This window comes from Pseudarthrobacter sp. NPDC058196 (assembly GCF_042882685.1).
GTDB lineage: Bacteria > Actinomycetota > Actinomycetes > Actinomycetales > Micrococcaceae > Arthrobacter.
The window spans coordinates 21,682-34,111 of sequence record NZ_JBHVVN010000004.1 but is presented as its reverse complement, the minus strand read 5'-3'; the positions used below and the strand labels follow the sequence as shown (position 1 = coordinate 34,111).

The 12,430-nt window shown below is 65.5% G+C and carries 12 protein-coding genes; 1 reads left to right on the top strand and 11 read right to left on the bottom strand.

Annotated features, from left to right (window positions below):
* Position 1: 1 nt before the first annotated feature.
* From ACFVVC_RS06790 to ACFVVC_RS06775, 4 genes are all read right to left on the bottom strand, one after another.
* Positions 2–1,477, bottom strand: coding sequence for a rhamnulokinase family protein (locus ACFVVC_RS06790; protein WP_387450482.1), 1,476 nt, complete (start codon positions 1,475–1,477; stop codon positions 2–4).
* Entirely contained in the window at positions 1,474–3,510 is a 2,037-nt protein-coding gene (locus tag ACFVVC_RS06785) for a bifunctional aldolase/short-chain dehydrogenase (RefSeq protein ID WP_387450480.1), read from the bottom strand. The genes ACFVVC_RS06790 and ACFVVC_RS06785 overlap by 4 nt, the downstream gene beginning before the upstream one ends.
* Positions 3,511–3,516: 6 nt before the next feature.
* Positions 3,517–4,683 carry an L-rhamnose isomerase gene (gene rhaI / locus ACFVVC_RS06780; protein WP_387450478.1) on the bottom strand — a complete coding sequence of 389 codons (1,167 nt, stop codon included), beginning with the start codon at positions 4,681–4,683 and terminating at the stop codon, positions 3,517–3,519.
* A gap of 91 nt (positions 4,684–4,774) precedes the next feature.
* Positions 4,775–5,119: an L-rhamnose mutarotase gene (locus tag ACFVVC_RS06775; RefSeq protein ID WP_387450476.1), complete on the bottom strand. Its 345-nt coding sequence runs from the start codon at positions 5,117–5,119 to the stop codon at positions 4,775–4,777.
* A gap of 153 nt (positions 5,120–5,272) precedes the next feature.
* Between ACFVVC_RS06775 and ACFVVC_RS06770 the strand changes: the two genes are divergently transcribed.
* Positions 5,273–6,295, top strand: coding sequence for a LacI family DNA-binding transcriptional regulator (locus ACFVVC_RS06770; protein ID WP_387450474.1), 1,023 nt, complete (start codon positions 5,273–5,275; stop codon positions 6,293–6,295).
* A 12-nt stretch (positions 6,296–6,307) separates the two neighbouring features.
* On the opposite strand, the gene ACFVVC_RS06765 is transcribed toward ACFVVC_RS06770, so the two are convergent.
* The 7 genes from ACFVVC_RS06765 to ACFVVC_RS06735 all read right to left on the bottom strand — a co-directional run bounded on the left by ACFVVC_RS06765 (position 6,308) and on the right by ACFVVC_RS06735 (position 12,309).
* A complete protein-coding gene (locus ACFVVC_RS06765) occupies positions 6,308–6,685 on the bottom strand; it encodes an STAS/SEC14 domain-containing protein (RefSeq protein ID WP_387450472.1) in 378 nt (125 codons plus the stop codon).
* A 61-nt stretch (positions 6,686–6,746) separates the two neighbouring features.
* The gene (locus ACFVVC_RS06760; RefSeq protein WP_387450470.1) at positions 6,747–7,403 is read right to left on the bottom strand and encodes a DUF1961 family protein; all 657 of its coding nucleotides are present in this window, start codon (positions 7,401–7,403) and stop codon (positions 6,747–6,749) included.
* Positions 7,404–7,418: 15 nt separating this feature from the next.
* Positions 7,419–8,129, bottom strand: coding sequence for a rhamnogalacturonan acetylesterase (locus ACFVVC_RS06755; protein WP_387450468.1), 711 nt, complete (start codon positions 8,127–8,129; stop codon positions 7,419–7,421).
* Between the two features lie 23 nt (positions 8,130–8,152).
* Entirely contained in the window at positions 8,153–9,025 is an 873-nt protein-coding gene (locus tag ACFVVC_RS06750) for a carbohydrate ABC transporter permease (RefSeq protein ID WP_285245144.1), read from the bottom strand.
* A gap of 2 nt (positions 9,026–9,027) precedes the next feature.
* Positions 9,028–9,999 carry an ABC transporter permease gene (locus tag ACFVVC_RS06745; RefSeq protein WP_387450466.1) on the bottom strand — a complete coding sequence of 324 codons (972 nt, stop codon included), beginning with the start codon at positions 9,997–9,999 and terminating at the stop codon, positions 9,028–9,030.
* On the bottom strand, positions 10,000–11,529 hold the full coding sequence (locus tag ACFVVC_RS06740; RefSeq protein WP_387450465.1) for an extracellular solute-binding protein: 1,530 nt from the start codon (positions 11,527–11,529) through the stop codon (positions 10,000–10,002).
* A gap of 105 nt (positions 11,530–11,634) precedes the next feature.
* Positions 11,635–12,309: a YesL family protein gene (locus tag ACFVVC_RS06735; protein ID WP_387450463.1), complete on the bottom strand. Its 675-nt coding sequence runs from the start codon at positions 12,307–12,309 to the stop codon at positions 11,635–11,637.
* Positions 12,310–12,430 lie beyond the last annotated feature (121 nt).

Here is a 12,430-nt window from a genome sequence, read left to right as displayed (position 1 = left end):
TTCAATTCCTGGCGGCGTTCACGGGCAGGTACGCGGGTTCGTAGCGGCGAAGGCTCGTTCCCGTCGCGATGATTTCGCGCAGTTGCGGCAGCCCGCCCGCGGCTGCACCGGCCGCGCGGGCCTGTACGAGCACGTTGCCCAGGGCAGTGGCTTCCACGGGGCCGGCGATGACGGGATGTCCGGTGGCGTTGGCGGTGAGCTGGCAGAGCAGGGTGTTCTGCGAGCCTCCGCCCACCACATGGACCACTTCCACGGAACGGCCGGCAAGGCGTTCGGCAGCGGCGATGGTCCGGGCGTAACCACTGGCGAGGCTGTCCATGATGCAGCGGGTGATCGCCGCGGGATCGTCGGGCAGGACCTCACCGGTGCGCCGGACCGCCGCCCGGATGCGCTCGGGCATGTTGTCCGGGGCGATGAAGTAGGGATCATCGGCGTTCACTTGCGGACCACCGGCAGGAATGGCCGCGGCTGCCGTGAGCAGGGCGGTCAGTTCCGGCCGGAAGCCCTCCGAGGCCCAGGTCCGCTGGCATTCGCTGAGCAGCCAGAGTCCGCCTATGTTGCGCAGGTACCGGATGGTGCCGTCCACCCCGCGTTCATTGGTGAAGTTGGCTTCCCGGCCGGCCTCGGTGAGGACCGGATGCTTCAGTTCCAGTCCCACCAGCGACCACGTGCCGGAGGAAATGTAGGCAAAGTTCTCTTCTTGCGCAGGGACAGCGGCGACGGCGGAGGCGGTGTCGTGCGAGCCGACGGCCACCACCTTGGTTTCCTGGGGAAGCCCTACCGCAGCGGCGGTCTCCGGCAGCAGCGTGCCGATGGTTTCACCGGGCTGGACCAGCGGCGGGAACAGGTCCTTCCCCAGGCCCAGGGGAGCGAAGAACTCGGTGGCCCACTCCCCTGCCACGGCGTCGAAGAGCCCGGTGGTGGAGGCATTCGTGGCTTCCGTCCGGCGGACGCCCGTGAGCAGGAAGGCGATCAGGTCCGGGATCAGCAGGGCCTGCAGCCCGTCGAGGTCCTGTTCCGCGGCCAATTGGTAGATGGTGTTGAACTGCAGGAACTGCAGCCCCGTGGCGGCGTAGAGGCGCGCGGGGTCCAGCTTGGCGTGGACCGGCGCCACTGCGGCCCGGCTGCGGTCGTCGCGATAACTGAACGGTTGCGCCACCAGTCGGCCGGCCTTGGTCACCAGGCCGTAGTCCACGGCCCAGGTGTCAATGCCGATGCTGGCAATGGTTTCGCCCTGCGCCGAGGCCACGGTGGCTGCGGCCCGAAGGCCGGCAAGGACTTCGGCGAACAACGCGTCGAAGTCCCAGCGGAGGCCGCCGTCGATCTCCGCCACTCCGTTGGGGAAGCGGTGGACGGTCTCCAGCGACACCCCGGAACCGGCAGTCACGCGGCCCAGCATGACCCGGCCGGACGAGGCACCGATGTCCACGGCGGCGAAGACGCCGGCGCCGTCAATGCTTGGAACGTGCGTGCTCATCGGAGGAAGGCTGCGGCCACTCCGGCGTCCACGGGGATGTGCAGGCCGGTGGTGTGGGACAGTTCGTTGCTGGTGAGGACGGCGGCCGCGTTGGCCACGTGCTCAGGCAGGACTTCGCGCTTGAGCAGGGTGCGCTGGGCGTAGTACTCGCCCAGTTTCTCCTCGTCAACGCCATAGACCGCTGCGCGCTTGGCGCCCCAGCCGCCGGCGAAGATTCCGGAGCCGCGGACCACGCCGTCGGGGTTGATGCCGTTGACGCGGATGCCGTGCTCGCCCAGTTCGGCCGCGAGGAGCCGGACCTGGTGGGCCTGGTCTGCCTTGGTGGCGGAGTAGGCGATGTTGTTGGGGCCGGCGAACACGGAGTTCTTGGAGGAGATGTAGATGATGTCCCCGCCCAGGCCCTGGGCGATCATCACCCTGGCCGCGGCCTTGGCCACCAGAAAGGAGCCCTTGGCCATGACGTTGTGCTGCAGGTCCCAGTCCTTTTCGGTCGTTTCCAGCAGCGGCTTAGAGATGGACAGTCCGGCGTTGTTGACCACCAGGTCCACGCCGCCGAAGGCCAGCACGGCGGCGTCGATCGCCGCGGCGGCCTGGGCTTCGTCGGTGACGTCGGCCTGGACGCCGACGGCGACGTCGGAACCGCCGAGTTCCTCGGCGACCTTCTGCGCGTTCTCGAGGTTGAGGTCGGCGATGACCACGCACGCGCCTTCCGCGGCGAGGCGGGTGGCGATGGCCTTGCCGATCCCGGATGCCGCGCCGGTGACCAGTGCGATGCGGGTGGCGTGCGACTTGGGCTTGGGCATCCGGGACAGCTTGGCTTCCTCCAGCGCCCAGTATTCGATCCGGAACTTCTCGGATTCCTCGATCGGCGCGTAGGTGGAGATGGCCTCGGCGCCGCGCATGACGTTGATGGCGTTGATGTAGAACTCGCCGGCAACCCGGGCGGTCTGCTTGTTGGCACCGAAGGAGAACATGCCCACGCCAGGCACCAGCACGATGGCCGGGTCGGCTCCCCGCAGCGCCGGCGAATCGGCATCGGCGTGGCGGTCGTAGTAGGCCTGGTAGTCCTCCCGGTAGTCGGCGTGGAGTTCCTTAAGGCGGGCAATCGAATCCTCGATCGAGGCATCGGCCGGAAGGTCCAGGATCAGCGGCTTGACCTTGGTGCGCAGGAAGTGGTCCGGGCAGGAGGTGCCCAGGGCGCCCAGGCGCGGGTGCTCGGCCGCTTCGAGGAAGTCCAGGACGACGGCGTCGTCACTGAAGTGCCCCAGCTGCGGCTTGTCCGTGGAGGCCAGGCCGCGTATCACCGGTGCCAGGGCTGCGGCTTTGGCGCGGCGCTCGGCTTCCGGCAAGGCTGCATATCCGGGCAGCTTGGCGCCGAAGGGCTCGGCCGTGCCGTTCTCTGCGATGTACTTTTCGGCCTGTTCGATGATCCACAGGGAATTGGCTTCCGCTTCTTCGCTGGTTGCGCCCCAGGCGGTGATGCCGTGGCCGCCCAGGATGGTGCCGATGGCCTGCGGGTTGGCGTCCTTGATGGCCGCGATGTCCAGGCCCAGCTGGAATCCGGGGCGGCGCCAGGGAACCCAGACCACTTTGTTGCCGAAGATCTTGCCGGTCAGCGCTTCCCCGTCAACGGCGGTGGCGATGGCGATGCCGGAGTCCGGGTGCAGGTGGTCCACGTGGGCTGCGTCCACCAGGCCATGCATCGCGGTGTCGATCGACGGCGCGGCGCCGCCCTTGCCGTGCAGGCAGTAATCGAAAGCCGCCACCATCTCGTCTTCACGCTCAACGCCCGGGTACACGTTCTTCAGGGCGGTCAACCGGTCCAGCCGGAGCACGGCCAGGTTTTGTGCCTTCAGCGTGCCCAGGTCCCCACCGGACCCCTTCACCCACAACAGCTGGACATCCTCACCCGTCACCGGGTCCTTCTCGATGCCCTTGGCGGAGGTGTTGCCGCCGGCAAAGTTGGTGTTCCGCTTGTCCGCGCCCAGGCGGTTGGAACGGGAAATCAGGTCTTCAACAGTCGTGTTACTCATAGCTACTTAGGCGCCCCATCCGGCTTGCTGGCCGCCTGCGCGGTCCTCGTTGATCTTTTTCTGGTAGCCGCTGGCCTTGTAGGCAGCGATCGGGTCCGCGGGCAGCCCGCGGGATTCACGCCATTCGGCAAGGAGGGGCCGGACGTCGGTGTAGAACGCATCGTTGAAGATGCCGTTGGCGGCGAGCACGTCCCCGGCGCGCTGTGCCTCGCCAAGGGCAGCGGTGTCCACCAGCAGGGCGCGGGCCGTCATCTCCTGGACGTTCAGCACCGAGCGGATCTGTCCCGGGATCTTCTCCTCCAGGTTGTGGCACTGGTCCAGCATGAGGGCTACGCCGGAATCCTTGCCGAAGCCGCCGCCACGGATCACCTCGTGCATGATGCGGAAGAGCTGGAACGGATCGGCGGCGCCCACGATCAGGTCGTCGTCGGCGTAGAAGCGCGAGTTGAAGTCGAAGGACCCCAGCTTGCCCAGGCGGAGCAGCTGCATCACGATGAACTCGATGTTGGTGCCGGGGGCGTGGTGGCCGGTGTCCAGGCAGACGAACGCCTTCTCGCCAAGGGCCAGGGTCTGGGCGTAGGACGTGCCCCAGTCGGGGACATCGGTGTGGTAGAAAGCCGGTTCGAAGAACTTGTACTCCAGCACCAGCCGCTGCTCATCGCCCAAGGCGGCGTAGATCTCCTGCAGGGATTCGGCCAACCGGTCCTGCCGGCCGCGGATGTCATCCTGGCCCGGGTAGTTGGTGCCGTCCGCCAGCCAGATCTTCAGGTCGCGTGATCCCGTGGCGTGCATGATCTGGATACAGTCCAGGTGGTGGTCGATGGCCCGACGGCGGACCGACCCGTTGGAAGAGGTCAGGGAACCGAACTTGTACTCGTCATCCTGGAAGGTATTGGAGTTGATGGTGCCCAGCCCCACGCCCAGTCCGGCGGCGTACTCCTTCAGTGCAGCGTAATCGTCCACCTTGTCCCAGGGGATGTGCAGGGCCACGGTGGGGGCCAGCCCGGTCAGTTCGTGGACCTTGGCGGCGTCGGCCAGCTTTTCCTGGACCGTGCGCGGCGTGCCGGGCGTACCGAACACCTTGAACCGCGTGCCTGAGTTTCCATAGGCCCACGAGGGGACCTCGATGGCAAGCTCCTCGAGCCTGCCCAGCGCCGTTGCTATGTCGTTCATGATGTTCTTTCCGGTGTCTGGTTCGTGTGGTTTTGGTGCCCCGCTGCTGGAGCCGTAGTGCCGTTGGTGCAGAAGTTGTGCGTGCAGGCGGTCAGCCTGCGGCTGCGTGGGCTGCCAGCTGGCTGTCGAGGTTGAAGACTTCCTCCAGCACGCGGAACCCTTCATCGGGCGCCTGGCCGGAGTCTTCAAAAAGTGTCGCCATTTCCGCCTGCCAGCGGGCGTTGACGTCCGTCAGGGCCATCCGGGCGCGGACGGCGTCGAAGTCGTCACACTCCACGTACCCCACCAGGAGCCCGTCCTCCCCCAGGAACAGCGAATAGTTGTGCCAGCCGGCCTCTTTGAGGGCGGTCAGCATCTCCGGCCATACCGCCGCGTGCCGGCGCCGGTATTCGTCGATGAGCGCCGGCTGGACCGAGGAACGGAAACAGACCCTCATTGGTTCTCCTGTTCAAACTCGCGATTTTTTGAATCGTTTCATTGTTACGATTCAAAGTACAGTTGAACCTGAGCAGGTGTCAAGCAATGGCAAAGAAACTTTTGATCGCCCGCGCGGGACACCCGGCCGCGGACAGACCAGCACGGAGATTCGATGAACCGGACAGCAAGCATCAAGGACGTCGCCACCCACGCGAGCGTGGCCGTGGGAACGGTCTCGAATGTCCTGAATTACCCGGACCGGGTATCGGAGCGGACCAAGGAGCGCGTCCTGCGGGCCATCGACGAGCTGGGGTTCGTCCGCAATGATGCCGCCCGCCAGCTCCGGGTTGGCCACAGCCGCACCATCGGCCTCATTGTCCTGGACGTGGGCAACCCCTTCTTCACCTCCGTGGTCCGCGCAGCCGAGGACGCAGCCGCCCTCCAGGGCAGCGCCGTGCTGCTCGGGGACAGCGGCCACGACGCCGGCCGCGAAGCGAATTACATCGACCTCTTCCAGGAGCAGCGCGTCCAGGGCCTGCTGATTTCCCCCGTAGGCGATGTCACGGACCGGTTGGACCTACTCCGCGAGCGCGGCGTCCCCACCGTCCTGGTGGACCGTCTGGCTGACGAATCCAAGTTCAGCTCCGTGGCAGTGGATGACGACGCCGGCGGCTACCTCGCAGCCCGGCACCTGCTGGACACCGGCCGCCGTCGGCTGGCCTTCGTGGGTGGCCCCACTTCCATCCGCCAGGTGGCGGACCGCCTTGAGGGGGCCCGCCGGGCCGTCAAGGAGGAACCGGACGCCACCCTGGAGGTGCAGGACTCGGAGGGCCAGACGGTCCTTGCCGGCCGAAGCGTGGGCGACATGCTGGTGCAGCGGGGCCGCGCGGAGTTGCCGGACGGAATTTTCTGCGCCAACGACCTCCTGGCCCTGGGCGTGATGCAATCCCTCACCATGACGCACACCTTCCGTATCCCGGAGGATGTGGCATTGATTGGTTATGACGACATCGATTTTGCGGTCTCCGCCGTGGTACCCCTGTCCTCCATCCGCCAGCCCACCGAGCTGCTGGGGCGGACCGCGATCGAGCTATTGTCCGAAGAAGTGGAATCCCAAAACCCCGTGCACCGGGCGGTCGTGTTCACGCCCGAGCTGGTGGTCCGGCAAAGCACGGCCGCGCCGGCAGCCGGCTGAGCCGCAAGTCCGCTACTTGTCCGCCTGCAGCAGCCATTTCATGGACTCGGGCCGGGACGTGAAGAAGCGCGTGGGGCACGGCGGAATGTGGACGCCCAGGAAGAAATTGGCGATGATCCGGTCCACCGGGCTTGCCCCGAGCAGGGCGATGCGGTTGGCCGCGCACGGGATGGAGAACACTCCGCGGGCCTCCCGGCTGACAGACTCCGTGGTGGCCATGTCCACGAGCATGGGGTAGCTGCCGTCCCCGGCGATGTCGTTGACCGCAGCCATCGCCGCCTGCGCATCATGGATTTCGATCCGCACCTTGGGTTCCCAGATGAGATGGAGAACGCCGTCCGAACCCAACTCCAAGGTCCCCTTGCCGCCGTCGACCAATACGGGTTCCATGTCCCGCCTCCCTCCAGTGGGCAGATGTACGCCTTCTATCTTGCCCCAGTGCGGAAGCGACCTAAAGCTTCTCCACCAGCAGGTTGCGGTACGCGGCGCGGAGCGGTGCCATCTGGCGGAATCCGATCCGGCCACCGCCCAGCACCTTGGCTGACGGATCGTGCCAGTGAAAAAGCTTCAACCCGTTGATGGCGAACTCAACCCGGGGCCCTTCTTTCACCACTTCGAGCCGGTAGAAACCGGCGGCGTCTTCCGTGGGCGGCAGCGGATCCGCGCCCTGGGCCACCAGTTCGAAGCCTGCACTCTTGCGGAGGTTGCAGGTGCGGAAGGCGCGCTCGGACCGGTATTTGTGCCGGAAGTAGGAGACGTGCAGTGCGTCAATGTCGCCCGAGTGGTACTGCGGGTAGTACCCGGTCCGGGGAGTCAGTGAAGGACTGAACAGGTCCAGGCCGCCCTGTCCGGCGGCCGCGAAGAACAGCATGGCCAGGCCGGGTTCTGCGAGCGGCAGGAATTCCCAGCTGATGCGGATGCCGTCCGGAAATTCCTCGGGGCACCAGAAGGTCCAGTGCGCATGGTCGCCGAACTCGCCGTCGTCCACGGTGCCGGACAGCTCCAGGGCGCCGTGGTGGCTGCCGAGGCCCAGGGGCCCTTCCACCACCCAGCCGGCGACATCGTCCGGCCCTGCCAGCGGGTTGCTGTAGAGGACGCACGTTTCCAAGCCGGCGGCGCCCACCTAGCCCTGTCCCGACGTCGTACTCAATGCCGTCTCAAGAACTCCGTATCCCAGCCGGCCAAGCTGCCGGGCCACCTCCCCGGCCACCAGCATGGCACCCTGCTGCGAAAAGTGGGTGTTGTCCGCCAGGCCGCCGGGCCAGCGCGCGTGCTCACCGGGCGCGAAGTGGCAGAAGAGGTTCCGCGATCCGCCGCGCCCCAGCCGCAGGTACAGGTCCCGGGTCCAGGCGTTCAGGTCCACCACCGGTGCCCCCAGTTCCAGGCCGAGTTCGCGGACCACCTCTGGATAGTCCTCCAGGCTTGCCTCCAGGACAGCGCCCGACGCCGGACCGTCGCCCTGGTGCCGGGCGTCGAGGAAGTGCCGCCGCTCCACCGAGGTGCACAGGACCGGCGCGGCGCCCGCCCCGCGAACCTCGTCCACCATGGTGCGCAGGTTGGCCGCGTATCCGGTACGTGCGGCGAGGTGCTGCTTCTTTTGGTCGTTGTGGCCGAACTGGATGAGCACCGCGTCGCCGGGGCCGGCCTCGGCCAGCAGGTCCGCCCAAAGCCCTTCGTCGCGGAAGGATTCCGTGCTTGCCCCGCCTTTGGCGAAGTTGTGCACCGAGCCCCACCGGTAGGTATGCGGCGGAAGCTGCGCTCCCCACCCGCTCATGGGGAACTCTTGGGTGGGGCAGTCGGCAACAGTGGAGTCGCCGGCCAGCAGGATTTTCATGGTGTGCTTCCTCCAGTACGGGGTCAGCCCTTGACGGAGCCGATGAGCATGCCCTTGGCAAAGTGCTTTTGCAGGAACGGATAGAAGATCAGGATGGGCAGGGTGGCCACCACGATCACCGCAAACTTGATGCCCTGTTCCGGCGGGATGTAGTTGGGGTCCACGTTGCCGGTGCCCAGGAGGTCGGAGGCGGCGGTGACCTGCCGCAGGTACATCTGCAGCGTCCATTTGGAGTTGTCGCTCAGGTACAGCAGCGGGGACATGAAGTCGTTCCAGATCCCCACGGCGTAGAAGAGCGCGAACGTTGCGAGCACCGGTTTGGACAGCGGCAGCAGGATCCGCCAGAGGATTCCGATCTCGGTGGCGCCGTCCATCTTGGCCGATTCCTCAAGTTCCGCGGGGAGTTCCTGGAAGAAGTTCTTGATGATGATCAGGCTGAAGGGGTTGATGGCCGCCGGCAGGATCAGGGCCCAGTACGAGTTGAGCAGGCCCAGGTCCTTGACCAGCAGGAAGGTGGGGATCATGCCGCCGGAGAAGACCATGGCGAAGACCACCAGCGACAGGATGACGTTCCTGCCGCGCAGGCTCTTCTTGGCCAGCGGGTAGGCCATGGTCACGGTGAAGGCCAGCTGGACCAGGGTGCCCACGGCGGTGACCAGGATGGTGGTGACCAGGGCGCGGGTGAACGCCGGGGTGGCGAAGATGTACTCGTACGAGCCCAGGGTGAATTGCTCGGGCCAGACGAAGAATGCCCGGCGGGTGATCTCCGCTTCGGTAGCGAAGGACCCGGCGAAGACGTAGACGAACGGCAGCAGGGTGATGATGCCGATCAGGGCGAGGAACACATAGTTGACGGCGTCGAAGACCCGGCCGCCGCGGGTGTTGTGGATTTTCATGGCTAGAACAGTCCGCTCTGGTTGAATCGTTTGGCCAGCCAGTTGGTGCCGAAGATCAGCACGATGCCCACCAGGGATTTGAACAGGCCCACGGCGGTGGAGTAGCTGTAGGCGCCCTGGGTGATGCCCACGAAGTAGACGTAGGTGTCAAAGACGTCCGCCACCTCGCGGTTGAGCGCGTTGGTCATCAGGTAGATCTGTTCGAAGCCGGTGTTGAGCATCTGCCCGATAGCCAGGATGAGCATCACGATGATGGTGGACCGGATCGCGGGAAGCGTAATGTGCCAGACCCGGCGGAACCGGCCGGCGCCGTCGATGATCGCGGCCTCGTACTGGTCCTGGTCCACTGTGGCCAGGGCGGCCAGGAAGATGATGGTGCCCCAGCCGGTGTTCTTCCAGATGTCCTGCAGCACGATCAGGGGCCGGAACCAGGCCGGATCTGAGAGGAAATCGATGTTCGTGCCCATGACGTTGTTCAGGAACTGGAACAGCGGGCCGATGTCCAGGGCGAACAGCAGGAAGCTCAAGGACGCCACGATGGTCCAGGACAGGAAGTGCGGGATGTACACCAGGGTCTGGACCGTGCGCTTGAGGACGGACAGGCGTACCTCATTGAGCAGCAAGGCCAGGACGATAGTCAGCGGGAACGCGATGCCCAGGTTAAGGAACGCCAGGATCAGGGTGTTGCCCAACAGCCGGGGAAAATCCGGGTTGGCAAAGAAATCCGTGAAGTTCTGCACTCCCACCCAGGGGCTGCCGTTCACCCCCAGGAAGGGGACGTAATCCTTGAACGCGATGGATACGCCATACATGGGGGCGTACCGGAACACCGCGAAGTACACCACGCCGGGCAGCAGCAGCAGGTACAGCCACTTGTAGTGCGCGAAATGGACGGAGAACCTGCCGTTCTTCCGTTCCCGCACGGGCGGCCGGGTGGCCGCCCGTGCCTCAGCCTCGACGACGGGGGCCGCCATTTACTTGTTGTCCTGCCAGAGCTTGTTGATCTCTTCCTTGACCTTGTCGCCGCCGCTGGTGCCCCACAGCTTGATGGCATCCTTCAGCCCCTGCTCATCGATCTGGCCGGCCAGGTATTTGATCCGGGCATCGGCCACGATGTTGTCCAGCTGGGCTCCCTTGGCGACGTAGGTGGCGGAAACGTAAGGCGCTGCCGGGTTGTAGACGGCGCTCTTGAGGTCCGCCGCCATGACGTCCGTGCGCTTGTCGAAGACCTGCTGCTCGTAGTCGCTGGCCTGCTTGACCGGGTAGAACTGGTTGCCGGCAACATTCATGCCCAGCTGGGCGTAGCTCTTGATGTCCGTGGTGACGGCCTTGCTGGCGTCCGTCTCCGGCTTGACCGGTGCGGCCTTGCCGTCCACCACCGTGAAGTTGACGCCCTCAATGCCGTTGTTCAGGAGGATGCCGGCGTCCTTGCCGTTCAGGGTGTTCAGGAATTCCAGGACCTTGTCCAGTTCGGCTTCCGTCCGGACACTCGCTTTCGGGACGGCCAGGAAGCCGGAGTAGCCGTCGGTGGGGTGGGCGTGCAGCTTGCCGTCGGGGCCTTCAAGGTTGCCCACGAAGCCCACTTTGTTCTGGAAGGTGTTGGGATCTGCCTGCTTGAAGAGATTGATGAGGACGCTGACCCGGGAATCGACGTCCACGATGATGCCGCCCTTGCCGTTGAAGAACGGCTCATTCCATTTGGTGCTGTCGAACGTGGCGAAGTCGGGGTTGATGAGCTTCTCGTCCACCATCTTCTTGATGAAGCGGTCCGCTTGGAGGAACTCGTCGGTCTCGAAGCTCGGTACCAGCTTTCCGTCCCGCTCGGTCCAGCGGTTGCCGGCCCCGAACCATTCCTCGATGACGTCGTACGGGCTGTTGCTTCCCAGTGCGCCCCATTTGGGGATGGTGATCCCGTAGGTGTCATTCTTGCCGTTGCCGTCCGGGTCCTGCTCCGTGAATGCCTTCGCCACCTTGTACAGGTCCTCCACGGTCTTGGGCGGCTGCAGGCCCAGCTTGTCCAGCCAGTCCTGCCGGAACATGACCGCGGTCCGCATCGGGGCGCGGCCGCGGAAGATGCCGTAGACCTTGCCGTTGACGCTGGCGTTCTGCTGGATGTCCGGGTAGGTGGTATTGAGGTTGGGGTACTTGTCCAGCTTGCCGGTGAGGTCCCAGAAGGCGCCGGCCTGGGCGTTCTTGACGAACCCGGGGCTCTTTCCCTGGATCACCATGACCTGGGGGATGTCCGATCCCGCCAGGGTGATGTTGGTCTTGTCCTCGTAGGAGGCGTTGGGAGCCCAGTTGATCTTCACCTGCTTGCCGGTGATCTCCTCCAGTTTCTTTTGCACTGCGCCGTCCGCGCCCGGCGGCTGCGCCTCGAGGAAGGGCGCCATGATGGACACCGAGGTGAGGTCGGCGGCCGGTGCGTCACCTCCGCTGCAGGCCGTGAGGGACAGGGCCGCGGCGGTGACGACGGCGGCGGCCAGGGAAAGTTTCCTGCGGATCATATTCTTCCTTTTCCACTTCATTGGGGTTCATTGGGCCTCGAGGCCAGTATTGATACGTTTCATTTAGAAGCCGGCATGGCGGAGCCGCACCCGGGGGGAGGGCGGTCAGGCGGTGGAGGCTCCCTGCAGGGCGGCCCGGCCGTTCGGTTCCCCAGCCAGCGCTTCGGCTACCGATTCGTCATTCGCGGTGAAGAAGCGGTCGCAGAGCCAGCCGGTCAGGAAGAGCCAGACTCCGATGCTGAAAAACGGAATCAGGCCTGGGAGCGCCGCGCTGGCGTATGCCGCGGCGGCGGTGACGAACAGCAGGATGACCGTTCCCGCAAGATGCCGCACGGCAAACCGCGACGACGTCAGCAGGTACTGCCGCAGCGGCAGTTCGTAGCGGGCGTACAGGGGAAATACGTAGCACGCCGCACCGGCCAGGAAGATTGCGGCAACAAAAATGCCGGCCGCCATGAGCTGCGGGAAGAGCCCGCGCCCCGCCGAAAAGTAATTCCAGTTCAGGGCAAGCGCCACGGAGACGGCCATGACCGGCAGCGCAAGGATGTTCGCGCGGCCAAAATTCCTGGTGTATCCGGCAGCAAATCCGCGCACCAGCGGAGCCGCCTCCCCTCGGGCCCGCTTGCGCACCAGGATGTGCGCCGCGGCCGTGGCCGGCCCGGCACCAAGGATGCCGCCGCCCATCAGGGTGAACGCGATCCACAGCAGGTTCAGGCCCGCAATCCATGCGAGCGTGTCAAAAAATGAATAGGCACGCGCACTGAAGGTCCCGGACAGCATGGCTGGGCTCCCTTCCGTTCTCCATCGTTGCAGAGGCGAAGCGGAAAGTGTCCCGCATCACGCTGGTAATCGGTTTCTCGAAAATCTAGACCCCCACCCGCACCCCGGTCAAGTGAAATTT